Origin of the sequence: Pseudomonas sp. NPDC086251, assembly GCF_044746405.1 — a bacterium.
In the GTDB taxonomy this organism is placed as follows: Bacteria; Pseudomonadota; Gammaproteobacteria; order Pseudomonadales; family Pseudomonadaceae; genus Aquipseudomonas.
Window position 1 is genome coordinate 22,668 of the sequence record NZ_JBIVBY010000037.1, and the last position, 25,778, is coordinate 48,445.

Annotated in this window: 22 protein-coding genes, 4 tRNA genes and 2 pseudogenes; 20 read left to right on the forward strand and 8 right to left on the reverse strand. The window is 57.8% G+C overall.

The annotated features are described in order from the left end of the window. The first annotated feature begins 119 nt into the window (after window positions 1-119). Together ACIPL2_RS29860 and ACIPL2_RS29865 are read left to right on the forward strand one after the other, a co-directional pair. Window positions 120-938, forward strand: a complete 819-nt coding sequence (locus ACIPL2_RS29860) for a shikimate 5-dehydrogenase (protein ID WP_401362875.1) — start codon at window positions 120-122, stop codon at window positions 936-938. Between the two features lie 190 nt (window positions 939-1,128). Then, entirely contained in the window at window positions 1,129-1,647 is a 519-nt protein-coding gene (locus tag ACIPL2_RS29865) for a cupin domain-containing protein (RefSeq protein ID WP_401362878.1), read from the forward strand. Window positions 1,648-1,819: 172 nt separating this feature from the next. Here ACIPL2_RS29865 and ACIPL2_RS29870 read toward each other — a convergent pair whose 3' ends face one another. From ACIPL2_RS29870 to moaA, 3 genes are all read right to left on the reverse strand, one after another. After that, entirely contained in the window at window positions 1,820-2,467 is a 648-nt protein-coding gene (locus ACIPL2_RS29870) for a YceH family protein (protein ID WP_401362881.1), read from the reverse strand. 315 nt (window positions 2,468-2,782) lie between these two features. Then, window positions 2,783-3,682, reverse strand: coding sequence for a bestrophin family protein (locus ACIPL2_RS29875; RefSeq protein ID WP_401362884.1), 900 nt, complete (start codon window positions 3,680-3,682; stop codon window positions 2,783-2,785). A 4-nt stretch (window positions 3,683-3,686) separates the two neighbouring features. Further along, entirely contained in the window at window positions 3,687-4,685 is a 999-nt protein-coding gene (gene moaA, locus ACIPL2_RS29880) for a GTP 3',8-cyclase MoaA (RefSeq protein ID WP_401362886.1), read from the reverse strand. 227 nt (window positions 4,686-4,912) lie between these two features. On the opposite strand from moaA, the gene ACIPL2_RS29885 reads away from it, so the two are divergent. After that, window positions 4,913-5,422 carry a DUF1993 family protein gene (locus ACIPL2_RS29885; RefSeq protein ID WP_401362975.1) on the forward strand — a complete coding sequence of 170 codons (510 nt, stop codon included), beginning with the start codon at window positions 4,913-4,915 and terminating at the stop codon, window positions 5,420-5,422. Window positions 5,423-5,564: 142 nt separating this feature from the next. On the opposite strand, the gene sstT is transcribed toward ACIPL2_RS29885, so the two are convergent. Next, entirely contained in the window at window positions 5,565-6,797 is a 1,233-nt protein-coding gene (gene sstT / locus ACIPL2_RS29890; protein WP_401362889.1) for a serine/threonine transporter SstT, read from the reverse strand. Between the two features lie 282 nt (window positions 6,798-7,079). Here sstT and ACIPL2_RS29895 point away from each other — a divergent pair, with 282 nt between their 5' ends. Continuing rightward, entirely contained in the window at window positions 7,080-8,234 is a 1,155-nt protein-coding gene (locus ACIPL2_RS29895; protein WP_401362892.1) for an MFS transporter, read from the forward strand. 4 nt (window positions 8,235-8,238) lie between these two features. On the opposite strand, the gene nhaR is transcribed toward ACIPL2_RS29895, so the two are convergent. Continuing rightward, window positions 8,239-9,138 carry a transcriptional activator NhaR gene (gene nhaR / locus ACIPL2_RS29900; RefSeq protein WP_401362895.1) on the reverse strand — a complete coding sequence of 300 codons (900 nt, stop codon included), beginning with the start codon at window positions 9,136-9,138 and terminating at the stop codon, window positions 8,239-8,241. A gap of 136 nt (window positions 9,139-9,274) precedes the next feature. Between nhaR and ACIPL2_RS29905 the strand changes: the two genes are divergently transcribed. After that, entirely contained in the window at window positions 9,275-9,517 is a 243-nt protein-coding gene (locus tag ACIPL2_RS29905) for a hypothetical protein (protein ID WP_059406525.1), read from the forward strand. Window positions 9,518-9,547: 30 nt separating this feature from the next. Continuing rightward, window positions 9,548-10,297, forward strand: coding sequence for a TerC family protein (locus tag ACIPL2_RS29910; protein ID WP_401362899.1), 750 nt, complete (start codon window positions 9,548-9,550; stop codon window positions 10,295-10,297). A gap of 76 nt (window positions 10,298-10,373) precedes the next feature. Here the strand turns inward: ACIPL2_RS29910 and ACIPL2_RS29915 are convergent, their stop codons facing one another. Further along, on the reverse strand, window positions 10,374-10,544 hold the full coding sequence (locus tag ACIPL2_RS29915; RefSeq protein WP_401362901.1) for a hypothetical protein: 171 nt from the start codon (window positions 10,542-10,544) through the stop codon (window positions 10,374-10,376). A gap of 167 nt (window positions 10,545-10,711) precedes the next feature. Between ACIPL2_RS29915 and ACIPL2_RS29920 the strand changes: the two genes are divergently transcribed. The 3 genes from ACIPL2_RS29920 to ACIPL2_RS29930 all read left to right on the forward strand — a co-directional run bounded on the left by ACIPL2_RS29920 (window position 10,712) and on the right by ACIPL2_RS29930 (window position 11,971). Continuing rightward, on the forward strand, window positions 10,712-11,440 hold the full coding sequence (locus ACIPL2_RS29920; RefSeq protein ID WP_401362904.1) for a peptidase C39 family protein: 729 nt from the start codon (window positions 10,712-10,714) through the stop codon (window positions 11,438-11,440). A gap of 92 nt (window positions 11,441-11,532) precedes the next feature. Continuing rightward, window positions 11,533-11,739: a DUF6021 family protein gene (locus tag ACIPL2_RS29925; RefSeq protein WP_059406528.1), complete on the forward strand. Its 207-nt coding sequence runs from the start codon at window positions 11,533-11,535 to the stop codon at window positions 11,737-11,739. A gap of 16 nt (window positions 11,740-11,755) precedes the next feature. Then, on the forward strand, window positions 11,756-11,971 hold the full coding sequence (locus ACIPL2_RS29930) for a hypothetical protein (protein WP_082377952.1): 216 nt from the start codon (window positions 11,756-11,758) through the stop codon (window positions 11,969-11,971). Window positions 11,972-12,807: 836 nt separating this feature from the next. Here ACIPL2_RS29930 and pbpG read toward each other — a convergent pair. Then, the gene (gene pbpG / locus ACIPL2_RS29935; RefSeq protein WP_401362909.1) at window positions 12,808-13,746 is read right to left on the reverse strand and encodes a D-alanyl-D-alanine endopeptidase; all 939 of its coding nucleotides are present in this window, start codon (window positions 13,744-13,746) and stop codon (window positions 12,808-12,810) included. Window positions 13,747-13,984: 238 nt separating this feature from the next. Beyond that, window positions 13,985-14,839, reverse strand: a complete 855-nt coding sequence (folD, locus tag ACIPL2_RS29940) for a bifunctional methylenetetrahydrofolate dehydrogenase/methenyltetrahydrofolate cyclohydrolase FolD (protein ID WP_401362912.1) — start codon at window positions 14,837-14,839, stop codon at window positions 13,985-13,987. Window positions 14,840-15,113: 274 nt separating this feature from the next. On the opposite strand from folD, the gene ACIPL2_RS29945 reads away from it, so the two are divergent. The 11 genes and pseudogenes from ACIPL2_RS29945 (at window position 15,114) to ACIPL2_RS29995 (ending at window position 25,639) form a co-directional block, all read left to right on the forward strand. After that, window positions 15,114-15,190: transfer RNA gene (locus ACIPL2_RS29945), tRNA-Arg, on the forward strand. Between the two features lie 32 nt (window positions 15,191-15,222). Next, window positions 15,223-15,298 (forward strand) — tRNA-His (locus ACIPL2_RS29950). 58 nt (window positions 15,299-15,356) lie between these two features. After that, window positions 15,357-15,441, forward strand: a tRNA-Leu gene (locus tag ACIPL2_RS29955). A 77-nt stretch (window positions 15,442-15,518) separates the two neighbouring features. Continuing rightward, a tRNA-His gene (locus tag ACIPL2_RS29960) sits at window positions 15,519-15,594 on the forward strand. A 401-nt stretch (window positions 15,595-15,995) separates the two neighbouring features. Then, window positions 15,996-17,306: a trigger factor gene (gene tig / locus ACIPL2_RS29965; RefSeq protein WP_401362914.1), complete on the forward strand. Its 1,311-nt coding sequence runs from the start codon at window positions 15,996-15,998 to the stop codon at window positions 17,304-17,306. 92 nt (window positions 17,307-17,398) lie between these two features. Further along, window positions 17,399-18,034 (forward strand): ATP-dependent Clp endopeptidase proteolytic subunit ClpP, encoded by a 636-nt coding sequence (clpP, locus tag ACIPL2_RS29970; protein WP_010458706.1) that lies wholly within the window; start codon window positions 17,399-17,401, stop codon window positions 18,032-18,034. A 111-nt stretch (window positions 18,035-18,145) separates the two neighbouring features. Continuing rightward, a pseudogene (clpX, locus tag ACIPL2_RS29975) lies at window positions 18,146-19,429 on the forward strand (ATP-dependent Clp protease ATP-binding subunit ClpX). 251 nt (window positions 19,430-19,680) lie between these two features. Next, window positions 19,681-22,077 carry an endopeptidase La gene (lon, locus tag ACIPL2_RS29980; protein WP_401362918.1) on the forward strand — a complete coding sequence of 799 codons (2,397 nt, stop codon included), beginning with the start codon at window positions 19,681-19,683 and terminating at the stop codon, window positions 22,075-22,077. Window positions 22,078-22,269: 192 nt separating this feature from the next. Further along, window positions 22,270-22,493 (forward strand): annotated as a pseudogene (locus ACIPL2_RS29985) (HU family DNA-binding protein). 233 nt (window positions 22,494-22,726) lie between these two features. Continuing rightward, on the forward strand, window positions 22,727-24,598 hold the full coding sequence (locus ACIPL2_RS29990; RefSeq protein WP_401362921.1) for a SurA N-terminal domain-containing protein: 1,872 nt from the start codon (window positions 22,727-22,729) through the stop codon (window positions 24,596-24,598). A 204-nt stretch (window positions 24,599-24,802) separates the two neighbouring features. Next, window positions 24,803-25,639 carry a DUF2242 domain-containing protein gene (locus ACIPL2_RS29995; RefSeq protein WP_401362924.1) on the forward strand — a complete coding sequence of 279 codons (837 nt, stop codon included), beginning with the start codon at window positions 24,803-24,805 and terminating at the stop codon, window positions 25,637-25,639. Window positions 25,640-25,778 lie beyond the last annotated feature (139 nt).

Consider the following 25,778-nt stretch of genomic DNA (forward strand, 5'->3'; position numbering starts at 1 on the left):
TCTGTACCGGCTTCCTTACCGGCCTGCGATGCAGCGCGCAGGCAGGCTTTTATGATCGATCAGAACACGATGGCCTGGCTAATCCCGTCCATCCGAAAGTGCAATTGAAGGAGATCCACATGCAGATGAACCCCAACAAAGACACCCAGTTGTGCATGTCCCTCTCGGGGCGCCCCGGGAACTTTGGCCTGCGTTTTCACAATCATCTGTACGAGCAACTGGGCCTGAACTTCTATTACAAAGCCTTCAGTAGCCAGGACCTGCCGGGCGCCGTCGGTGGCATTCGCGCACTGGGGATTCGGGGTTGCGGCGTGTCGATGCCGTTCAAGGAGGCCTGCATTGCGCTGGTCGATGAGTTGGATGCATCAGCGGCGGCCATTCAATCGATCAACACTATCGTCAATACCCAAGGCCATTTGAAGGCGTACAACACCGATTACATCGCCATTGCCCAGTTGCTTGCCAGGCATCAGGTGCCCAGGGAATCGACCTTCGCCCTGCGCGGCAGCGGCGGCATGGCCAAGGCTGTGGCCAGTGCGTTGCGCGACGGTGGTTACAAAAACGGCGTGATCGTCGCCCGCAATGAACAAGCCGGTCGTGCGTTGGCAGAATCGCTGGGCTATGAATGGCAAGCCGAATTGGGCGCCCAGCGCCCGCAAATGCTGATCAACGTCACACCGATCGGCATGACCGGCGGGCCGGAAGCCGATCAACTGGCGTTCGAGGCTGAAACCATTGCCGCGGCGGAGACGGTGTTCGATGTGGTGGCGATCCCCTCGGAAACGCCGCTGATCGTGCGCGGGCGGGCTGAAGGCAAGCGAGTGATCACCGGGCTGGAAGTGATCGCGATTCAGGCGCTGGAGCAATTTGTGCTTTACACCGGCGTACGGCCGACGGATGAGCAGTTTCAGCAAGCGGTGGCGTTCGCCCGGAGCTGATCCCTTCCATTTATTGTTGGCAGTACTGGCCTCTTCGCGAGCAAGCCCGCTCCCACATTAGATCTCCAGTGTTCACAGAATCAATGTGGGAGCGGGCTTGCTCGCGAAGGCGGCGACTCGGTTTCTCAGAGGAATCACCACCTCGGCCTATACTGCTCGCCAGTTCGTCAAACCGTGACCGAGGTTTCCCATGCATCCCGCCATCCTCAACCTGAACCAGGTCGAACTTGAGCCACTGCCCGAAGCGCTTGCCCCCACCGGTGACACCGCTGGCCGCTATCAACAGCGCCTGGCCCGCATCGGCCAACAACTGGGGGCGCAGAAGCTCGGTTATCGCTTGTATGTGCTGGAGCCGGGCATGCGCGGCAGTCCGTTCCATAGCCATCGGGTCAACGAGGAGATGTTCTACATCGTGGCCGGGGAAGGGCAGATTCGCCTGGGGGGCGAGTGTTTTCCAATCCGTGCGGGGGATGTGATTGCCTGCCCACCGGGCGGACCGGAAGCCGCGCACCAGATCATCAATACCAGCAACGGCGAGTTGCGCTACCTGGCGGTCAGCACCCAGCAATCGCCGGAGATTTGTGAGTACCCGGATTCCGGCAAGTACGCGGTGATGGACAATTTCCAGGTCGACGCCGAGGGCAATGCCACGGGCTTCGTCGCCGTCGCCCGACAGGCCGATGGCGTTGATTACTGGGACGGCGAGTAATCAAACTTCTCATGTAGCAGCTGTCGAGCTTGCGAGGCTGCGTTCGGCTGCGAAGCAGTCGTAAACACAGAGCACACGGTTTTGTTGATACACCGCGTTGTCTGATTTCACGACTGCTTCGCAGCCGAACGCAGCCTCGCAAGCTTGACAGCTGCTACAGAGCCCGTGGTGGTTATTCGAGGCGTGCCAGGCGTTCTTCCAGCGCTGCGATTCGCGCTTCCAGCTCTTCGATCCGTTCAATCGACACGCCGCTGCCCGAGCCACGTTCCGCCGGATTCTGCCGTGCCGCGAGGATCACCTCGATGTCCGCCGGATCCCCCAGCGCATGCATATAACGGTCTTCACGCTGGCCGGCCTGGCGCGGGATCAGCAGCGCCAGGCCGCGCGCAATCAGCCGTTCCAGTTGATGCACCACCTGTTCGGCATCTTCGAAGTCATGCATGCGGCCGCTGCGGGTCAGCAGTTCATTGACCGTTTGCGGACCACGCAAGAACAGCAGCCCCGCCAGAATGACCTGCGCCGGCACCAGCTCCAGTGCCTTGTCGAGCTTGTGCTCCCAGCGGTCGGCGCGGCTGCCCATCACCAGTTTGGTAAAGCCGCGTCCTTCAAGGGCCCGCAGACTCTGGCCGACTTGTCCCTGGGTAAGGTTCATCACCGGTTCGCGGCTGGTCTTCTGGTTGCAGGCCAGCACCAGCGCATTCAGCGTCAACGGATAGGTTTCCGGGCTGGTGGCCTGTTTCTCGATCAGCGAACCGAGGATGCGGATTTCCGTGCTGTTGAGTCGCGGCTCATCGAAGGTCGTCTCTTGCTCGGTACTCATAGGTTCTGGACCCTTACCAACAGTAGGTTCATGGGCGCTGTGTCCAGCGCTGTCAAAAATGCTCGCACCCCATGAGTTTGCCTGTACTGCCTGTCAACCACAAAGGGCGGTGTGCGGGTTCTGGGCAGAGATTAGCTGAAGCGCCACCATCGCGAGCATGGGATGTTCAGTGAACCCGATTTCGTGCACGACAAAAACCAAATGTGGGAGCGGGCTTGCCCGCGAAGAGGCCGGCACATCCAACATTGATGTTAACTGTCACGCCGCCTTCGCGAGCAAGCCCGCTCCCACAGGGGATGTTCAGCCGGTCCGGCATCAACTCAACACATAATCCACCGGCTCCAGTTGCGGTGGCAGTTGCGTCACGCCCAGCGCGGCGAGGATGTCCCGTTCGATGGTACGCACCAGTGCATCGGTGGGCAGGTCGTTTTCGTCGCGGCCGAACGGGTCTTCCAGTTCATCGCCAATCGCATCCAGACCAAAAAACGTGTAGCCGACAATCGCCGTGAAAATCGGTGTCAGCCAGCCTAGCGGTTCGGCCATCGCGAAGGGCAGCAAGATGCAGAACAAGTAGGTGGTCCGGTGCAGCAACAAGGTGTAGGGGAAGGGCAGCGGCGTGTGTTTGATTCGCTCGCACACAGCCTGCGCCTGGGTCAGACGGGTCAGATGATTGGCCATCAGCGTGTAGCGCCATTCACTGATGGCCCCGGCTTCGCTGAGCGCCGAACACTGTTGACCGACCTGCAGCAAAATGCGCCCACTGATGTCGGTCGTGGTGCCCGTGGGCACCGGATTGAGCCAGTCACCACTGGCCGTCAGTTCACTCTCCGTGCGCAGCTTGGCATTCAGCGCATGGGCGAAGCCGCAGAGATTACTGAGGATTTTGTGCCGCTCGCTGGCGTCCTTGATCACCTGGGTTTCGCGAATCATCGAACGGATCTCCACGATCATGTCGCCCCACGTCTTGCGCGCTTCATACCAGCGGTCATAACAGGCGTTGTTGCGAAAGCTCATGAAGATCGACAACGACAAGCCCAGCAGGGTGAACGGCGTGGCGCTGACCTTGGAGAAATAACTGGGGTGCAATGTCTCGACCAACACGATGGCCGAAGCCAGCAACGTCACCATCAGGGCGCGCATGGCAATGCGTTTGGCGATCGAGCCCTTGAGCGAAGTCAGCACGCCGATCAGATTGGGTTTGGGTCTCACGATCATGGTTTCAGCCGCCCGTCATGTTCATGAAGCGAACCACCTGAACGTCATCGTTCACTTCGAAATTGTGCCGATAAGGCTTGAGCTTCATCGCCTCGATGATGGCTTCTTCCAGGCGTTCGGGCTGGCCGGGATGGCCGCGCAATACCGCCTTCAGGTCGACGGAATGCTCGTTGCCCAGGCACAGCAGCAGACGACCTTCGACGGTCAGCCGCACCCGATTGCAGGTGCCGCAAAAGTTGTGGCTGTGCGGCGAAATGAACCCCAGGCGAATCTGCGGCGCCTCGGCCAGACGCCAGTAGCGCGAAGGGCCCTGTGTCGACTCGGCGGAGTCAATCAGAGTGTAGCGCTCGGCAATCCGTTCACGGACTTGGGCGCTGGAATAAAACGACTCCGCGCGGCTGTGTTCATGGATAGTGCCCAGGGGCATTTCTTCGATGAATGAAATGTCGAGCTGGCGGTCGATGGCAAAGCTCACCAGGTCGTTGATCTCATGATCGTTGCGGCCCTTCATCACCACACAGTTGAGCTTGGTGTTGCGAAAGCCGGCCTTGAGGGCCGCATCGATGCCTTTGATCACCTGCGCCAGATCGCCGGTGCGGGTCAGTTCGCGAAAGCGATGCGGGTCCAGGCAATCGAGGCTGATGTTGAGGCGCTTGACCCCGGCCTCGAACAGCGGCTCTGCCAGTTTGGCCAACTGCGAACCGTTGGTGGTCATGCACAGTTCGCGCAGGCCGGGCAGGGCGGCGATCTTTTCGCAGAGCTGCACCACCCCCGGACGAATCAGCGGCTCGCCCCCGGTCAGGCGGATCTTGCGGGTGCCCAGCGCGACGAAGCGTTCGGCCAGTTGATAGATTTCTTCCAGTGAAAGGACCCGCTGGCGCGGCAGAAACTGCATGTCTTCAGCCATGCAATACACGCAACGGAAATCACAGCGATCGGTGACTGACATTCGCAGATAGTCCACACGCCGGGCGAACCCATCGATCAAGATTCGCTCAGACATCATTACCTCGCTTGAATCATTAATCCGCTGTTAACGGAATTGTTGAGCGCAGGCTAAGTACAACGTGATAGACCGTCCAATCACTATTAATGACTGGGTGATCGACGGGCTCTATGAGGGATCGAACCGGCGAAGGCCGGCGGCTGGATAAAAGACCGGTCGCAGGAGGGACGCGCATGGCTATAATCGACGCCGACGTTTTCCTCCTGTCACCACACGAGACTGCCATGACCATTTCCCTGTACGCCGCTTCCGTTCCGGTTTTCCAACAAATGCTCAACGCCCTGAGCGATGTGCTGAACAAGGCCGAAGCCCACGCCACCGCCAAGAACATCGACCCGAACGCCTTCCTGCAAGCCCGTCTGTACCCGGACATGTTCCCGCTGGTGCGTCAGGTGCAGATCGCCGTTGATTTCGCCAAGGGCGTTTCTTCGCGTCTGGCCGAGATCGAAGTGCCGAAGTACGACGACACCGAAACCACCTTCGCCGAGCTGCAAGCGTTGATCACCAAGGTGCTGGCCTACATCGGCGAGATCAAACCTGAACAGATCGACGGCAAGGAAGGCATCGAGATCGTTACGCGCCCAGGCACGCCGAAAGAGAAGCGCTTCAGCGGCCAGGCTTACCTGCTGAGCTACGGTCTGCCGCAATTCTTCTTCCACGTCACCACCACCTACGCACTGCTGCGTCACAACGGTGTGGAAGTGGGCAAGCGCGATTACATGGGCGCGTTCTAAACCGTCCAGTGACAAAAAAGCCCGCCAAGGTGCAAGCCTTGGCGGGCTTTTTCGTTTTGTTTTTGTAGGAGCCAGGCTTGCCGGCGAAGGCGATCTCAAATACGCCTTCGCCGGCAAGCCTGGCTCCTACAGGGACGGTGTTTTAAGTCAGACGTTGGGCTTTCTCTTCTTCACCCAGGCACGCCGCTGCGGTAAATAACACGTCAGTAGACGAGTTCAACGCCGTCTCCGCCGAATCCTGCAACACCCCAATAATGAAACCCACCGCCACCACCTGCATGGCGATTTCGCTCGGGATGCCGAACAGGCTGCACGCCAGCGGAATCAGCAACAACGAGCCACCGGCCACGCCCGAGGCGCCACAGGCGCAGATCGCCGCCACAACGCTGAGCAGAATGGCCGTCGGAATGTCCACCGCGATGCCAAGCGTATGCACAGCCGCCAACGTCAGCACGGTAATGGTGATCGCCGCGCCGGCCATGTTGATGGTCGCGCCCAGCGGAATCGACACTGAGTAAGTGTCCTCGTGCAGGCCCAGACGTTTGCTCAGTTCCAGGTTGACCGGAATATTCGCCGCCGAGCTGCGGGTGAAAAACGCCGTGATGCCGCTTTCCCGCAGGCACATGATCACCAGCGGGTACGGGTTGCGACGCAGCTTCCAGAACACAATCACCGGGTTCATCACCAACGCCACGAACAGCATGCAGCCCAGCAGCACGGCCAGCAGATGCATGTAGCCGAGCAACGCACCGAAACCGGAGGTGGCGAGGGTCGACGCCACCAGGCCGAAAATCCCCAGCGGCGCAAACCGGATCACCAGGCGCACGATCAAGGTCACACCGTTGGACAGGTCACCGAGCACTTCGCGGGTGGTGTCACCGGCGTGGCGAATCGCAACGCCCATGCCGATGGCCCAGGCCAGGATGCCGATGAAGTTGGCGTTCATCAGCGCACTGACCGGGTTGTCGACCACACTGAGCAGCAGGCTTTGCAGCACTTCGCCGATACCGCCGGGCGCCGTGACGGCAACGTCGTGAGTGGCCAGCACCAGGCTCGACGGGAACAGCATGCTGGCCACCACCGCGACCACTGCGGCGGCAAACGTCCCCAGCAGGTACAAAAACAGAATCGGCCGGATGTGGGTTTCCTGGCCGTGCTTATGGTTGGCGATCGACGCCATGACCAACACAAACACCAGGATCGGCGCGACCGCTTTAAGCGCGGCGACGAAGACCTTGCCGATAAAGGCAGTGGATTTCGCCACTTCAGGCGCGAACAAGGCCAAGGCAATCCCGGCGATCAGGCCGATGATGATTTGCGAGACCAGGCTCAAGCGTTTCAGGCGGAGCAATAGAGAAGGGGATGAAGCGGTCATAAAAACGGCATCTCTGATTTTTTTTGGGTGCGGGGTATCGCGACATCAATGCCAATGACTGGCCGATGATTAGGGTGTACGAATCGCAGGGCGCGGACTTTATCACAGCCTCGTCTGGATCCTTCAGCCCTGTGACGATCTGCCACCCAAGTGTTCAACGAGATCGGCAGGTTCGTGCAACCGCGTTTGGAAACACTCTGTTAAGCTTGCGCCTCCTCATTTTCATGTTCTGCCAGTGGGCCTTCCGGCTATCGCTGGTGTCGTCGTTTTCTGGAGTTCTGCATGCTGTTGCCCATTCTTCTGTTGTCCGCCGCCGGTTTCACGGTGCTGACCACGGAATTCGTCATCGTCGGCCTGTTGCCGGCCATCGCTCGGGACCTGGACGTCAGCATCCCGCAAGCGGGCTTGCTGGTGACCTTGTTCGCCTTCACCGTCGCCGCGTTCGGTCCGTTCCTGACGGCGTACTTCGCCCGGTTTGAACGGCGCAAGCTGTTCATCTCGGTGCTGATCATGTTCGGCCTGGCCAACACCCTCGCCGCATTTGCGCCGAACATTTGGGTGATGGCCATCGCCCGGTTGATTCCGGCGCTCGGGCTCCCGGTGTTCTGGGCGCTGGCCAGCGAAACGGCGGTGGACATCGTCGGGCCGGACTACGCCGGCCGCGCCATCGCCAAGATCGGTTTCGGGATTGTCTGCGCCACGGTGTTCGGCATCCCCGTGGGCACGCTGATTTCCGATGCGTTCGGCTGGCGCAGTGCCTTCGGCATTCTGGCGGTGATCGCGTTTGCCAAGGCGTTGCTGCTGTTTATCTACCTGCCGAAAACCAACCTGCACCAGCATCAGGTGAGCTTCCGTTCGCAGTTCAAGATCCTGCGCAGCCCGCTGATGGTGGGGCATGTGGTGCTGTCGATCCTGGTGTTCAGCGGCATGTTCACCGCTTACACCTACCTGGCGGACATTCTTGAACGCCTGGCCGGGTTCAACGGCACCGTGGTCGGCTGGTGCCTGATGGGCTTCGGCGCGGTCGGCTTGATCGGCAACTCGCTGGGCGGCCGCGCGGTAGATCGTCATCCGCTGATCGCTTCGATGATGTTCTGCGCGTTCATGATCGCCGGCCTGGTGGCGTTGGTGCCGAACATTCATTCGCCGCTTGGTCTGGCGGCGGCGATGGGCATTTGGGGCGTGACTCAGGCGGCGTTGTTCCTGGTCAGCCATGTGCGCTTGATGAAGGCTGCGCCCGAGGCGCCGGCGTTCGCGGCGTCGTTGAACATTGCCGGGGCCAACCTCGGCATCGGCCTGGGCGCCATGATCGGCGGCCGGGTCATCAACGGCGTCGGGCTGCAAGGTCTGGGTTTCGCGGCAGCGGCTTTTATCCTGGCCTCGATCCTTCTGGCCATGGCGCTGATGACCATGAAGCCGCGTGAAGTCTGCGCCTGAGGCTTCACATCTCGGTGAACAGCTCGCGTCGGGCACCTTCGGTAATCGCAACAATGCCGGGGTGCTTGACCTTGCGTTCGACTGAAATGGCATAGAACGACTCGGTCACCGCATCAGTCTGGCCGATCAACTCAACGCCGTATTGCCGTTTCACCTCATCGGCAATCACACTCGGGCCGATGAAAATCCCGCTGCCGGATTGACCGAAAGCCTGCATCAGCGCGCTATCGTCGAACTCTCCAACAATTTTTGGCTGAATCTGCTGCTCGGCGAACCAGCGCTGCAAACGACTGCGCACCACGGTTTCCGGCCCGGGAATCAGCAGCGGAGCGCCGTGCAGGCTGCGCGGGAAATCCTGACCATACAGCGACGCCAGTTCGGCGGTGGCGAAAAAACTGATGCCGCACTCACCGAGCTTTTGGCTGTAGCCCTTGATGTCCAGGTGTGACGGCATCGGGCTGTCCGAGATCACCAGGTCGAGGCGTTGGATCGCCAGGTCGGCAAGCAAGCGTTCGAGTTTGTCTTCGCGACAAGTGATACGCAGCGGCTCGCTCAATTCCATGGTCGGCGCGATCAGCCGATAGACGATGGATTTCGGCACCACGTCGGCTACGCCTACGCGAAACAGGATCTGCTGCTCGTTGGGTTGCGCCCGCAGCATCAACTCCAGTTCGCCACCGAGCTGAAACATCTGCTCGGCGTAGGGCAGCGTCTGACGCCCGGCCTCGGTGAGCTCCAGTTGCCGGCCGACCCGGCGGAACAACTCGATGCCATAAGTGTGTTCGAGCAAGGAAATCTGCCCACTGATGGTCTGCGGTGTCAGGTTCAGCTGCTCGCAGGCGCGCACGATACTGCCGGTTTTGGCCACGACCCAGAAGTAATGCAGCTGTCGGTAATTCAGCATGGCGGACCTACAGTTCGTAAAAGCCGAAGTATAACCGCTAAAAATACGAATTTTCCTGAAGTGTTTGCCTCCCTAGAATGCCCCGCTATCGACGGATCGCCTTTTCGGTCCCGTCTGTTCTATCGAGGAAAGCATCATGAAGCTTAAAACCACGGCGCTGCTGTTTACGTCTTTACTGGTATTGGCCGGTTGCGACCAGGCCGAAAAGAGCGCTCAGCAATTGATGGGCAAGGCTGCCGAAACCGCCAAACAAGCGATCGACGACACCCACAAGGCCGCTGAACAAGCGATCAGCGATGCCACGGGCGGTCTGATCAGCAAAAAAGAATCAACGGAAAAAGACGCGGATAAAACCAACTCTTCTTCCCAGGAAATCTAAACCGTCTTAACAGCGAGTCAGGACTGACCCATGGAATACCTTTTACAACTTGCCGCCAGCCCCACCGCCTGGGTCGCCCTGGCCACCTTGATCGTCATGGAAATCGTGCTCGGCATCGATAACCTGATCTTCATCTCGATCCTGACCAACAAACTGCCGGAGCAGCATCGGCAGAAGGCGCGACGCATCGGTATCGGCATGGCGCTGATTCTGCGCTTGGGGCTGTTGAGCACCATCGCCTTCATCGTTCAGTTGACCGAGCCGGTGATCGATATTTTCGGCCATGCGTTCTCCTGGAAGGACATGATCCTGATTGCCGGTGGCCTGTTCCTGTTGTGGAAGGCGACCACCGAGATCCATCACAGCATGGACCCGGCGCCGGAAGATCCGAAGTCCGCTACATCGACCGTGACCCTGGGCTTCGCCGCTGCGATCGGTCAGATCCTGATGCTGGACATGGTGTTCTCCATCGACAGCATCATTACCGCTGTCGGCATGACTGAACACTTGCCGATCATGATCATCGCGGTGGTGGTGTCGGTACTGGTGATGTTGCTGGCGGCTGATCCGCTGGCCAAGTTCATCAACGACAACCCGACGGTGGTGATGCTGGCGCTGGGCTTCTTGATCATGATCGGCATGACGCTGATCGCCGAAGGCTTTGGCGCTCACGTACCGAAAGGCTACGTTTATGCCGCCATGGCGTTCTCGGCAACGATCGAGGGCTTGAACATGATGTCGCGACGGGCCAAGCAGAAGCGTGTCGCCACTGAGGCGTAACCTTCGCTAAAAGAAACGGCCGCCAGTGCTCGAAAGAGCCCAGGCGGCCGTTTTTGTTTGAGGGCGAAAACCTTAGTCAGTGTGCGGCTGCATGGCGTGCAGCGGCTTCATCGGGTTTCACCACGGGCGCCGATTGCGCAGGGTGGTGATGGTGCCGACGGGTAATTCGCAGGACTCCCCACAACATTGCGGCGGCCACAGCCAGCCAGCCGCCAATCAACATCACAATGGTCATTGTCAGGCTCATCAGCGCCTCCTCTTTGCCCTGCATCGGGCACACGCTCTTTGCAAATGACAGTCTAGTCGCTGCCATGTTTCAGGCTATTGACCAAAGGTCGGCTGTCACCAATCAGTTCGCTCTATCGAATGCAATCAACTGCCGGTTAAGGCTATACCGCTGCCGCGCGGCGTCCTATGATCGACGGCCAAGCCGGGAGCGCATATGCCTGGCGTCTGAACAAGAGAGTGATGATGGTGCGGGTATTTTCTCGAATTCTATCGGCAGCGCTGCTGGTCGGTTGCGTTGCAGGTCTGGCGGGTTGCGCGGGGAGCGTTGCGCCTGAGATCAAGCGTCTGCCGGAGAGGGTCGAACTCAGTGGCCGGTTCTACCGCGGTGTGGCCAATCAAAGCGGTCCGCAAGTGCTGGCCAGCATGTTGTCGCAGCAAGGCGTGGTGATCACACCAGGCTTGCTCGACAAGCCTTTGCATTTGCCGGGCGCCGAAGCCCAGTTGCAGCAGAACATGCAGAACCTCGCCCGCGAGTACGGGATGGTCGTTTATCCACTCGACAGCAATCTGCCTGCGTTACTGACCCAGGTCGCGGCCGGTTATTCGGTGATGGTGCGTTTCACTGAGGGTTCGGCGTTCTGGGCTGAACCGCGTTACGCCATTCTCGCCGGCTACAACCGTCAGAAGCAGACGGTTCTGCTGCGTTCGGGGATGGATCGCCGGACGCTGATGAGCTTCAGTTCATTTGAATCGGCGTTCAAGGATGCGGGCGGTTGGGCGGTACTGATTCAGCGGCCGACACAGATTCCGGCGCAGGTCGATCAGCAACGCTGGCTCAAGGCTGCGAACGATCTTGCTCAGGCGGGTCAGGAGCAGGCCGCCGCCAGGGCGAAAAAAGCCCTCAGCGAGCAGTAACTCCGTTCGTCATCTGCCGGGCACCTCCGCCCGTTGCGAGCCTCCATATGCATAGCGCCCGGATTCTTCCGGGCCTTGATCAGGAGGCGCCCATGGCACATTCCAATACTCCCTCCGGCCCGCACTCGTCCGAACATTCGTCCGGCGATGACTTGGGGTTCGATCCCGATTCGCCCGACCTCGCCGATCCTCAGGTCGATCCCATCGGACCTGCCAAGGCGCCCAGGGATGTGAAGCCGGGCGACAACAGCAAGGCGCCGGCGAAGCCTTACGATCCACTTGCCGATCTGAAACCTTGAGCTTAGTGAGGTGCGTATGTCGACTGATTCGAGTTTCAATGACAAACGTCCGGACAGTGTCCCTACAACCCCTGAAAAGGATATGGATCCGGTGATGGATCCGAATGATCCGTTAAGGGATCCATTGGCCAGGCCGGCGGTGGTGACGACGGAGCATCCGCAGGGGAGGAGAGACCCGAGTGCTGGAGATGGCATTCCGGATGATGATCAGATGCCGTTGCCTAATGACTGATTCTTGGGGGCATATCCGTTTTTTTGGGTGTCGCTGATATTGGTTTCGCTCTTACAGCGAGTCACTTTCGAAAAGCGCGAAAGTAACCAAAGCGCTTCTGCCCCTTTCGTTCGGTGCCTCGCTGTGGCTCGGCATGCCCTCGCTCCGGTCCTGCTCCGTGGGCCCGCCGCCATCGGCCATCCATGGCCGGGGGCGGCTAACCCGGCATCCCTGCCGGGTTACCCACTGCGCAGAACCTCCACTCGGCCTCTCGATGGGACGGTGCATCAAGATCAAAAGCACGGCGGCCTACAGGCCGGCCTGATTGGGGAGTACGCATTCCCCTGTAGGAGCGAGCTCGCTCGCGAAGAACGTCAATGACGGCGCGTGTTAACAGGATAAACGCGGTGCCTGTGAGTCCATCGCGAGCAAGCTAGCTCCTACAGGGGATCGGTGCGATACAAATAGATGGGCACACACGGTCAATGTAGGAGCTGCCGAAGGCTGCGATCTTTTGATCTTGCCGTTGCTTTGCTTTGCTTTGGCTTCAGATCTGCCGCCCCTTTCCCAGAGGCCGAACGCAGGCGTTGCGCAGGGGGCAACCCGGCATGGATGCCGGGTTAGCCGCCCCCGGCCATGGATGGCCGATGGCGGCGGGCCCCCGGAGCAATGCCGGAGTGAGGGCATGCCGAGCCTAAGCGAGGCACCGAATGGAGGGGCAAAGCGTTTTGGTTCCTTTTTGGCGTTTGAAAAAGGGACTCGCTGTAAGAGCGAAACCGCCAGCAGCCGTTACCGCAGGAACGGATATGTACTCCATCCCACCCCAAATTTTTCTTAAGTTAACTGCCCCCGCCCATTTACTTCGAAGCTTCCACCACACCACTCTGACGGTGCTTGAGGTTCTTTTCCGATTTGTACTGCAAGGCAACGGATGGCACATTCGTGCCCTTGCCGGTTTCAACCCAGTTACGAATACGGCTCGCATCAGCAAAATGAGTGTACTTGCCGAAAGCGTCCAGGATGACCAGGGCCACCGGGCGATTCCCCATACTGGTCACCAGCACCAGGCAATGACCGGCCTCGTTGGTAAAGCCGGTCTTCGTCAGCTTGATGTCCCAATTCGGCTTGCCGACCAAATGGTCGGTGTTGCGAAAGCCCAGGCTGTAGTTGGGCTTGCGGAACGAGACGGTTTTTTCCTTGGTGGTACTCAGCTCAGTCAATATCGGGTACTTGTGCGCCGCGACCAGCAATTTGCTCAAGTCACGTGCCGTCGACACGTTACGAGGCGAAAGGCCGGTCGGCTCGACGTAGTGAGTACTGGTCATGCCCAGCGCCCTGGCCTTGGCGTTCATGGCGGCAATAAACGCGACATAACCGCCTGGATAGTGATGCGCCAGGCTGGCGGCAGCACGGTTTTCCGAGGACATCAGAGCGATCAGCAGCATTTCCCTGCGCGGCATTTCGCTGTTGAGCTTGACCCGGGAAAACACACCTTTCATTTCCGGCGTGTCACTGATGTTGATCGAGATGTACTCGTCCATGTTCTGTTTGGCTTCTACCACGACCAGCGCCGTCATCAGTTTGCTGACCGAGGCGATGGGCACAACCACGTCAGGGTTGCTGGCATAAATGACTTTGTTGGTCTGCAGATCCATCAGCAAAGCGCTGCCGGAAGCGATCTTCAACTGTGACGTGTCGCGTGGTGCAGCGGTGGTGTCCGCGGCGTTGGCTGTTGGCGTGATGAACGTCCCTGTAAATGCAAAAAATAGGCTCAGGATGGAAAGACGGATTTTCACGCTGGCAGACTCATAAAGTGTTGATAAGCCGTTTTGTCACGGGCTGTTTCTTAAAAAGCGCCACATTCTGGAGTATGGCTGAATAACTGTCGATGGTTGTTCAACGTTCAGGTGAAACGCCTTGAAAGCCCCTTAAAAACAGCGGGTTTCCGGCGAGCGGTAGAACTTTTTATCCGGGCAAAAAGAACCCCGCCATTGGCGGGGTTCTTGGGGTCGTCGCTCAGGCTCAAGCGGGAACTCAGCTGTGCAGTGTTTCAGCTGCGTACAGCGTGTTTTCCAGCAGGCAAGCGCGGGTCATCGGGCCAACGCCGCCCGGGACCGGCGTGATCCAGCCGGCGCGGGGCAGGGCGGTTTCGTAGATCACGTCACCGACCAGTTTGCCGTCTTCCTGGCGGTTGATGCCGACGTCGATCACGATCGCGCCTTCCTTGATCCACTCACCCTTGACCAGGCCCGGCTTGCCGGCGGCAACGACCACCAGGTCGGCGCGGCCGACGTGGCCTGCCAGATCCTTGGTGAAACGGTGGGTGACAGTCACGGTGCAACCGGCCAGCAGCAATTCCATCGCCATCGGACGGCCAACAATATTGGAGGCCCCGACAATCACCGCGTCCATCCCGTAAAGATCGGCACCGGTGCTTTCCAGCAAGGTCATGATGCCTTTCGGGGTGCACGGGCGCAGCAGCGGAATGCGCTGGGCCAGGCGGCCGACGTTATAAGGGTGGAAACCGTCGACGTCTTTGTCCGGACGAATGCGCTCCAGCAATTTGGAGGCGTCCAGGTGTTCAGGTAAAGGAAGCTGAAGCAGAACGCCGTCGATCGTCGGGTCGTCGTTCAGGCGATCGATCAGATCGGTCAGCGCTTCTTGAGTGGTTTCGGCAGGCAGGTCGTAGGCTTGGGAAATGAAGCCGACCTCTTCACAGTCTTTACGCTTGTGCGAGACATAAACCTGAGAGGCAGGATCGCTGCCGACCAGGATCACCGCGAGGCCGGGCGTGCGCAGGCCTTGCTGGCGACGCTCGGTGACGCGTTTGGCGATCTGCTGGCGCAGGCTGGCGGCGATCGATTTGCCGTCGATTAGTTGTGCAGTCATTGCGCGTGATTAACCATCGAGAGGGGAAAAAAAGAGAACGCATTCTCGCATGTCATGAGGTGAGGGCAAAGGCGCTTGGTCTGCAAATTCCCCTAACCCCTTTAATTAAATGAATTTTTTTTAAAAAGGATTTGACGGCCTTTAGGGTGCTCTATACTATTCGTCGCACTTGTCGGGCACAGCCTAGCACTGGATGAGAAGGTCAAGCGGGATTACGGTTCCGTGAGGCTGGAAGCACTTAGTTTGTAGTCCTCCAAGAGTACAGATTAATAAGGCGCCCGTAGCTCAGCTGGATAGAGCATCCGCCTTCTAAGCGGATGGTCGCAGGTTCGAGTCCTGCCGGGTGCGCCATTAGGCAGCTTTGGCACAAGTAGCGCAATATGGTGGGCGTAGCTCAGTTGGTAGAGCACGGGATTGTGACTCCCGTTGTCGAGGGTTCGATCCCCTTCGTCCACCCCATATTTCGAAAGGCGCCAGATTTAACGGTCTGGCGCCTTTGCTTTAACAGCTTCAAACCGCGGATGTGGTGGAATTGGTAGACACACTGGATTTAGGTTCCAGCGCCGCGAGGCGTAAGAGTTCGAGTCTCTTCATCCGCACCAAATAAGCTTCACTCAGGCCAGCTGGCTTGGCTGGAGCGCAGCAAGGAAGTTGTTTGGCTTCTTTGTAAAGCAATATGGTGGGCGTAGCTCAGTTGGTAGAGCACGGGATTGTGACTCCCGTTGTCGAGGGTTCGATCCCCTTCGTCCACCCCATATTTCGAGAGGCGCCAGATTTAACAGTCTGGCGCCTTTTTTGTTTTAGCGGTTCGAGTATTCAGCGACTGCAGGTTCTGGGTCGCAGGGGTGGGGTTTCATCGTATTTATGTTTCTCGATGATGCACCGCCGCCCGCCGGCCTTGCTCGCAAGATCGGCAGTCGGGGAGATCATTGGCAGCTTCTTCTATATATAGAAGGATTGATGCAGAGCCCTGGCATGATTGGCTGTATTTGCTAACAGGGCGAGGCATAACCGTTTGTCCCCGCCTAATAAATTGCCTGCTGCTTTTTTACCCGTTTTCAGTAGGGTGACTTCTTGAGTTTGACCCACTAGAATGCATGCCCTTGATTCTGGGGTCGGAAACGGCCGGCTAACGTCTGTGCAACGAGGAATATCCATGCAAGTTTCTGTTGAAAATACTTCTGCTCTTGAGCGCCGCATGAGCATCACCGTGCCGGCTGAGCGCATTGAGACTCAGGTCAACAAGCGTCTGCAGCAGACTGCCCAAAAGGCCAAGATTGCTGGCTTCCGTCCAGGCAAAGTGCCAATGAGCGAAATCAAGCGCCGTTTCGGTGCCGATGCGCGTCAGGAAGCGGTAGGCGACGTGATCCAGTCTTCTTTCTACGAAGCTGTTGTCGAGCAAAAGCTGAACCCGGCTGGCGCACCTTCGATCGAGCCTAAGTCGATCGAAGCTGGCAAGGACCTGGAATACGTCGCAGTTTTCGAAGTGTTCCCGGAGTTCACCGTTGCCGGCTTCGACGGCATCACCGTAGAGCGCCTGAGCGCTGACGTGGCTGACGCCGATCTGGACAAAATGCTGGACGTGCTGCGCAAGCAGAACACCCGTTTCGAAGTGGCCGATCGCGCTGCCCAGAACGAAGACCAGCTGAACATCGATTTCGTCGGCAAGGTTGACGGTGAAGTGTTCGCTGGCGGTTCCGCCAAAGGTACTCAGCTGGTTCTGGGTTCCGGCCGCATGATCCCTGGCTTCGAAGACGGTCTGGTTGGCGCTAAGGCCGGCGAAGAGCGCGTTCTGAACCTGACCTTCCCAGAGGACTATCAGAACCTCGACCTGGCTGGCAAAACCGCCGAGTTCACCGTGACCGTGAACACTGTTTCCGAGCCAAAACTGCCAGAGCTGAATGAAGAATTCTTCACTCAATTCGGCATCAAGGAAACCGGTCTGGAAGGCTTCCGCACCGAAGTTCGCAAGAACATGGAGCGCGAACTGCGTCAGGCGATCAAATCCAAGGTCAAGAATCAGGTCATGGACGGTCTGCTGGCCACCAACCCGATCGAAGTGCCTAAGGCGCTGCTGTCCAACGAAGTTGACCGTCTGCGCGTGCAGGCTGTTCAACAGTTCGGCGGCAATATCAAGCCTGACCAACTGCCGGCCGAGCTGTTCGAAGAACAAGCCAAGCGCCGCGTTGTGCTGGGCCTGATCGTGGCTGAAGTGGTCAAGCAATTCGACCTCAAGCCTGACGAAGCCCGCGTTCGCGAAATGATTCAGGAAATGGCTTCGGCCTACCAGGAGCCTGAGCAGGTTGTGTCCTGGTACTACAAGAACGACCAGCAGCTGAACGAAGTTCGTTCTGTTGTGCTGGAAGAACAAGTTGTGGATACTGTTCTGCAGAAAGCTAGCGTGACCGACAAATCGGTCTCTTACGAAGAAGCGGTCAAGCCGGTAGAAGCTCCACAAGCCGACTGATTGTTTTTGCGTTAGAAGCACACACCATAAGCCAGCTCTCGAGCTGGCTTATGCGTATTCAAGACATAACTATTTGGGAGTGACTGCAGAGCATGTTCCGTAATTCGTATATTCAGCAGAACTCTGATATCCAGGCCGCAGGCGGCTTGGTCCCGATGGTTGTCGAGCAGTCCGCTCGTGGCGAGCGCGCCTACGACATTTACTCGCGCCTTCTCAAGGAGCGAGTGATCTTTCTGGTAGGTCCTGTAGAAGACTACATGGCCAACCTGATCTGTGCGCAACTGCTGTTCCTTGAAGCGGAAAACCCGGACAAGGACATCCATCTCTATATCAACTCCCCGGGCGGTTCGGTGACAGCAGGCATGTCGATCTACGACACCATGCAGTTCATCAAACCCAACGTGTCGACTACCTGTATCGGCCAGGCGTGCAGCATGGGCGCTTTCCTGTTGACGGCCGGTGCCGCAGGCAAGCGTTACTGCCTGCCGAACTCGCGCGTGATGATTCACCAGCCATTGGGCGGTTTCCAGGGCCAGGCGTCGGATATCGAAATCCATGCCAAGGAAATCCTCTTCATTCGTGAGCGTCTCAACACGCTGATGGCCAAGCACAGCGGGCACACGCTTGAAGAAATCGAGCGCGACACCAACCGCGATAACTTCATGAGCGCAGAAGCCGCGCGTGAATACGGGTTGATCGATGAAGTGATCAATCAGCGCCCCGCTTAAATAAGCAGCTCAAAATAGGCGTGGTCGGCCGCTCCGATCACTAGCGGGCTTGAAAAAGCCCGCAATAGCCTTCATCTTGTGTTGCAAGCCTATCGGATTTGGATCGAACGAATGACTGACACCCGCAACGGCGAGGACAACGGCAAGCTGCTCTATTGCTCCTTCTGTGGCTAAATCCTGCTTGATGTTCGCAATTTGATTGCCGGCCCCTCGGTCTTTATCTGCGACGAGTGCGTCGACCTGTGCAATGACATCATCCGAGAGGAGGTGCAGGAAGCCCAGGCCGAGAGCAGCGCGCATAAATTGCCTTCGCCTAAAGAAATCAGCGGCATCCTTGATCAGTACGTGATTGGTCAAGAGCGTGCAAAAAAGGTTCTGGCCGTAGCGGTGTACAACCACTACAAACGTCTGAATCAGCGTGACAAAAAGAATGACGACGTCGAGCTCGGCAAAAGCAACATCTTGCTGATCGGCCCGACAGGCTCGGGTAAAACCCTGCTTGCCGAAACACTGGCCCGCTTGCTGAACGTTCCGTTCACCATCGCCGACGCAACCACCCTCACCGAGGCGGGTTACGTGGGTGAAGATGTCGAGAACATCATTCAGAAGCTGCTACAGAAGTGCGATTACGACGTAGAAAAAGCCCAGATGGGCATTGTCTATATCGATGAAATCGACAAGATTTCGCGCAAGTCTGACAACCCGTCGATCACCCGGGACGTTTCCGGTGAAGGCGTGCAGCAGGCCCTGCTCAAGTTGATCGAAGGCACGGTCGCTTCCGTTCCACCTCAAGGTGGTCGCAAGCACCCGCAGCAGGAATTCCTTCAGGTCGACACCCGTAACATCCTGTTCATCTGCGGTGGTGCGTTCTCTGGTCTGGAAAAGGTTATCCAAAACCGTTCCACCAAGGGCGGCATCGGCTTCAACGCAGAAGTGCGCAGCAAGGAAGAAGGCAAGAAAGTCGGTGAATCCCTGCGTGAAGTCGAGCCTGACGATCTGGTCAAGTTCGGTCTGATCCCGGAATTCGTCGGTCGTCTGCCGGTACTTGCCACGCTGGACGAGCTTGATGAGGCTGCGTTGATGCAGATTCTCACCGAGCCGAAAAATGCTCTGACCAAACAGTATGCCAAGCTGTTCGAGATGGAAGGCGTAGACCTGGAATTTCGCGCCGACGCGCTGAAATCGGTGGCCAAACGTGCCCTGGAACGCAAGACCGGTGCCCGTGGACTGCGTTCGATTCTCGAAGGTGTATTGCTCGACACTATGTACGAAATCCCCTCGCAGTCCGAGGTGAGTAAAGTAGTGATCGATGAAAGCGTTATCGAAGGCAAGTCCAAGCCACTGTATATCTACGAAAACAGTGAGCCGGCTGCCAAGGCTGCGCCAGACGCTTAAGCGTCACGCTGCTGGAACATAGAAGGGGCCTTCGGGCCCCTTTGCTATTGTGGGCGCGGGCTCGCCGGCGATGACAGCCGACAGTCAACCTGATTTTTTGGATGTATCCGGACCTATGCAATCGTCGCCTTAGGTTGCAATCTTTTAAGTGGTTCTTTTATCCGCTTGTTTTTTTCCAAACCAGCCCCCATCTTGGTTTCAAGCTTACTTCCATCTGTTTACGGCCTTATGGCCGCCGTAGAGGCGAAATCATGAAGACAACCATCGAATTGCCTCTCCTGCCATTGCGTGATGTTGTGGTTTATCCGCACATGGTTATCCCGCTGTTCGTGGGGCGCGAGAAATCCATCGAAGCCCTCGAGGCTGCGATGACGGGCGACAAGCAGATCCTTCTGCTGGCTCAGAGAAACCCTGCTGACGACGATCCCGGTGAAGATGCACTTTATCGCGTAGGTACCATCGCGACCGTTCTGCAGCTGCTCAAGCTGCCTGACGGCACGGTCAAGGTTTTGGTCGAAGGTGAGCAGCGGGGCGCCGTGGAGTGCTTCAGCGAAGTGGACGGCCACTGCCGTGCCGAAGTCTCATTGATCGACGAAGTCGACGCGCCTGAGCGTGAGTCGGAAGTGTTTGTTCGCAGCCTGCTGGCTCAGTTCGAACAATATGTGCAGCTGGGCAAGAAAGTCCCCGCTGAAGTCCTGTCGTCGCTTAACAGCATCGACGAGCCAGGCCGCCTGGTCGACACCATGGCCGCGCACATGGCCCTGAAGATCGAGCAGAAGCAGGAAATCCTCGAAATCATCGATTTGTCGGCCCGTGTCGAACACGTGCTGGCGTTGCTGGATGCCGAGATCGACCTGCTGCAAGTCGAAAAACGCATTCGCGGTCGCGTTAAAAAACAAATGGAGCGCAGCCAGCGCGAGTACTACCTGAATGAGCAGATGAAGGCCATTCAGAAAGAGCTCGGCGACAGCGACGAAGGCCACAACGAAATCGAAGAGCTGAAAAAGCGCATCGATGCCGCCGGTCTGCCAAAAGATGCCTTGGCCAAGGCCCAGGGAGAACTGAACAAACTCAAGCAAATGTCGCCAATGTCCGCGGAAGCGACCGTGGTGCGTTCGTACATCGACTGGCTGGTTCAGGTGCCGTGGAAGGCTCAGAGCAAAGTCCGTCTGGACCTTGCACGTGCCGAAGATATTCTCGACGCCGACCATTACGGTCTGGAAGAAGTCAAAGAGCGGATCCTCGAATACCTCGCCGTGCAAAAGCGCGTGAAGAAGATTCGCGGTCCGGTGTTGTGCCTGGTCGGTCCTCCTGGGGTGGGTAAAACCTCTCTGGCGGAGTCGATTGCTCACGCCACCAACCGTAAATTCGTGCGCATGGCCCTCGGCGGTGTACGCGATGAAGCGGAAATCCGTGGCCATCGCCGTACTTATATCGGTTCGATGCCAGGAAGATTGATTCAAAAGATGACAAAGGTGGGCGTTCGCAACCCGCTGTTCCTGCTCGATGAAATCGACAAAATGGGCAGCGACATGCGTGGCGATCCGGCGTCGGCGTTGCTGGAAGTGCTCGACCCTGAGCAGAACCACAACTTCAACGATCACTATCTGGAAGTCGATTACGACCTGTCCGATGTGATGTTCCTGTGCACCTCCAATTCCATGAACATTCCACCGGCGCTGCTGGACCGGATGGAAGTGATTCGTCTGCCGGGCTACACCGAAGACGAGAAGATCAACATCGCTGTGAAATACCTTTCGCCGAAGCAGATTACGGCCAACGGTTTGAAGAAAGGCGAGTTGGAATTCGAGGCCGAAGCGATCCGCGACATTATCCGCTACTACACCCGCGAAGCCGGTGTACGTGGACTGGAGCGCCAGATTGCCAAGGTTTGCCGCAAGGCGGTCAAAGAGCATGCAATGGAAAAACGCTTCTCGGTGAAGGTCACGGCAGACATGCTGGAACACTTCCTGGGCGTGCGTAAATTCCGCTACGGCCTGGCCGAATCGCAGGATCAGATCGGTCAGGTGACCGGCCTGGCGTGGACTCAGGTCGGCGGTGAATTGCTGACCATTGAAGCCGCTGTCGTACCGGGTAAAGGCCAGCTGATCAAGACCGGTTCCCTGGGTGACGTGATGGTCGAATCGATCACCGCAGCCCTGACCGTTGTCCGCAGCCGTGCGAAAAGCCTGGGGATCCCTCTGGACTTCCATGAGAAGCGTGACACGCACATCCACATGCCGGAAGGGGCAACCCCGAAGGACGGCCCTAGCGCCGGTGTAGGCATGTGCACGGCTCTGGTGTCGGCATTGACCGGGATTCCGGTGCGTGCGGACGTTGCCATGACCGGCGAAATCACCCTGCGTGGTCAGGTGCTGGCGATTGGTGGCTTGAAAGAAAAACTGCTCGCGGCTCACCGTGGCGGAATCAAGACAGTGATCATTCCTGAAGAGAACGTACGCGATCTGAAGGAAATTCCTGACAATATCAAGCAAGATCTGCAGATTAAACCAGTTAAATGGATTGACGAGGTCCTGCAAATTGCGCTGCAATACGCGCCGGAGCCCCTGCCTGATGTGGTTCCCGAGATAGTTGCAAAGGATGAAAAACGCGAGTCTGACTCTAAGGAAAGAATTAGCACGCATTAGTACGCATTTGCCTGGGGGGCTTGTTGACAGCTTTTTAGAGCCCTTGTTATAAAGCGGCTCTTAAGTGTCTGTAGGCCATTCAGCACTCGTTTTTGCTTTCACCAAAAAACTTAGAATCATACTCAAATAGATATAAGGGGACTTAGAGTGAACAAGTCGGTACTGCTTTCTGGTGGGGGTGCGTCGGCTGTTATGGCGAAGGGGGGGGCGGTGCGCTGGACGCTGTAATCGAATCCGTCACTGGCGCTCTCAAGGCTGGCGACTCTGTTGTTCTGGTTGGTTTCGGTACTTTCTCCGTCACTGATCGTCCAGCTCGCATTGGTCGTAACCCACAGACCGGTAAGTCGCTGGAAATTGCAGCCGCTAAAAAACCAGGTTTCAAAGCCGGTAAAGCACTGAAAGAAGCTGTCAACTAAGTTCGATTCAGGTTTTTGCCTATCCGGGTCGGGGTCATGCCTGACCTGGCAGCGGAGCGGTAGTCCAGTCGGCAAATCGCCGGTCCGAGACACCGAGGCTCGCAAGTTCGAGTCATCGGTCCGCTCCGCCAGTTACGAGAAGGCGCATCCTCGGATGCGCCTTTCTTCTATCCGGATTCTACCCACGCTCCACGGTTGCCTAATTTTGAAGTTCAACCGTTTCTGGGGGACGCATGCTGCAGAATATCAGGGACAATTCACAAGGCTGGATTGCCAAGACCATCATCGGAGTCATCGTTGCACTGATGGCTTTGACCGGTTTCGACGCCATTTTCAAGGCCACCACGCACAGCAATGATGCGGCCAAGGTCAATGGTGAAGAAATCAGCCAGAACGAGCTGAGCCAGGCGGTCGATATGCAACGCCGTCAGCTCATGCAACAGCTGGGCAAGGATTTCGATGCTTCCTTGCTCGACGAAAAAATGCTCCGCGAATCGGCCCTCAAAGGCCTGATCGATCGCAAGTTGCTGCTGCAAGGCGCAGAAAACTCGAAATTCGCTTTCTCCGAAGCTGCTTTGGACCAGGTGATCCTGCAAACGCCTGAATTCCAGGTGGACGGCAAGTTCAGTCCTGAGCGTTTCGACCAGGTTATTCGCCAACTGGGCTACAGCCGCATGCAATTCCGCCAGATGCTGGCTCAGGAAATGCTGATCGGTCAGTTGCGTGCTGGCCTGGCAGGTAGCGGTTTCGTCACCGATGCACAGGTTCTGGCGTTTGCCCGTCTGGAAAAACAGACCCGCGATTTCGCTTCCCTGAACGTCAAGGCTGACCCGGCGGCTGTGAAGCTGACCGACGAAGAGGTCAAGGCCTACTACGACGAACACGCCAAGGAATTCATGACGCCGGATCAGGTGGTCATCGACTACCTCGAGTTGAAGAAGGCTTCCTTCTTCGATCAGGTCAGCGTCAAGGACGAAGACCTGCAGGCGGCGTATCAGAAAGAAACCGCGAACCTGTCCGAACAACGTCGGGCTGCGCACATTCTGATCGAAGTGAATGACAAGATGACCGAGGCGCAAGCCAAGGCCAAGATCGAAGAGATCCAGGCGCGTCTGGCCAAAGGCGAGAAATTCGAGGCGCTGGCCAAGGAATTCTCCCAGGATCCAGGTTCGGCGAGCAACGGCGGTGACCTCGGCTACGCAGGTCCTGGCGTTTACGATCCAGCCTTCGAAAAAGTCCTGTATTCGTTGGCCAAGGATCAAGTCTCGGAGCCGGTTCGCACGGACTTCGGTTTCCACCTGATCAAGCTGCTGGGCGTAGAGGCACCTGAGGTGCCAACGTTTGCCAGCCTCAAAGGCAAGCTGACCCGTGAGCTGAAAACCCAGCAGGTCGAGCAACGTTTCGTCGAAGCGACCAAGCAATTGGAAGACTCGTCGTTCGAAAGCTCTGATCTGGCTCAGCCGGCACAGGACCTGAAACTGACCGTTCACACGTCCGCGCCGTTCGGCCGGGAGGGTGGCGAAGGTGTTGCGGCCAACCGTGCCGTGGTCACTGCTGCGTTCAGTCCTGAAGTGCTGGATGAGGGTGCCAACAGCACCGCCATCGAGCTCGATCCGGAAACCGTGATCGTGCTGCGTGCCAAGGAACACCTGAAGCCTGCGCAACTGCCGCTCGAAAGCGTTGCTGCCAGCATTCGCGTGCAATTGGCCAAGGAGCACGCCAGTGCTGATGCCAAGACCAAGGCTGAACAGCTGATCGTCAGCCTGCGTGAAGGCAAGACGCCGCTGGACAAGGCTATCGACGGCCAGAACTGGAAAGTGACCCAGGCGGCCACGCGTGCTCAGGAAGGGGTTGACCCAACTGTGCTGCAAGCCCTGTTCCGCATGCCGAAGCCGGCCGCCAAGGACAAGCCGACTTTCAGCAGCGTGACCCTGGCCGATGGTAGCCTGGTGATCGTGCGTCTGAACGGCGTCAACGAAGCTGCCGCGCCGACCGAAGAAGAGAAGGCTCAATATCGCCGCTTCCTCGCCTCGCGCATTGGCCAGCAGGACTTTGCGGCTTACCGCAAGCAGCTGGAAAGCCAGGCTGAAATCAAGCGTTACTGATGCCTGATTGAGTGGTGCGATACACAAAAACCCCGGCCGAAAGGCTGGGGTTTTTTACTTTTTGGTGGTCTCTTTCCGCTTTTTGCGACTTTTGCTTAATATCGGAGTCAACACCTCTGTAACCGTTTTAAGACACAATCGATGCTCCGCTAAGTATCGATCTGTTGCACAATACGCCCCGAACCGTTTTCCTCAGGATGTTCAATGATCAAATCATTTCCCATGCAGGTTGTCGGGCTGGCGCTGGTGCTGGCCGCTACGGCCGGTTGCTCGTCGAAGAAAGCCGCCATCTATGAGCATGAGAACTTCGATGACTCTGGAACGTTTTCGCGTAATTATCCGGTGACGGATGCACAGACCTGTGAAGCCGCCCGTCGGGCGTTGCTCAGCCAGGGCTACATCATCACCAGCAGTGATCCAAAACTGGTCAGTGGCCACAAGAGCTTCCAGCAGACCGGCGATACCCACATGGAGATCAGCTTCAGTGTGGTCTGTGCCGATGATGGCACCGAGGGCCATCACGCGACCATGTTCGCCAACGCCCTGCAGGACCGCTATGCGCTGAAGAAGACCAACAACTCCGCCAGCCTCGGTGTAGGTGTGTTGGGCTCGGTGTCGATGCCGATCGGCTCGTCTGACGACTCGATGGTCAAGGTCGCCAGCGAAACCGTATCGTCGGCCAAGTTCTACGAACGTTTCTTCACCCTGGTCGAGTTGTTCTTGCCGCCGGAAGCGAAGAAAGCCGCTCACATCGTCGAAAAACCGAAAACCGACCTGGGTATACCTGAAGCCAAGGTCGCACCGGCTTCGTTGGCGCCGACTCCGGCACCGGCGGCTGAACCTGCACCGGCCCCAGCAGCCGAGCCTTCACTTGCACCTGCCGCCTCGGAACCGGTTGCACCGCCGCCTGAAGCCGCGCCCATCGCGCCGACCGAGAACAGCGAGCCTTCGTCGTCCACGGAAACGGTCACTCCACCCGCGGAGTCGAACTTGCCTCCACCGACCGAGCCGATTCCGGCGATGCCTGTTTCCAGTCAGTAATCGGCTTCTGACTTTACGGGGTCGTGTCGGACGACACCGATCCCGTGAAGGCTATTTAATTGATCCGCGTCAACCATGGCTCTTGTCCTACAGCCTGTATCGAAAAAATCCTGTGATAAATTCCTGACTGCCTGCTACG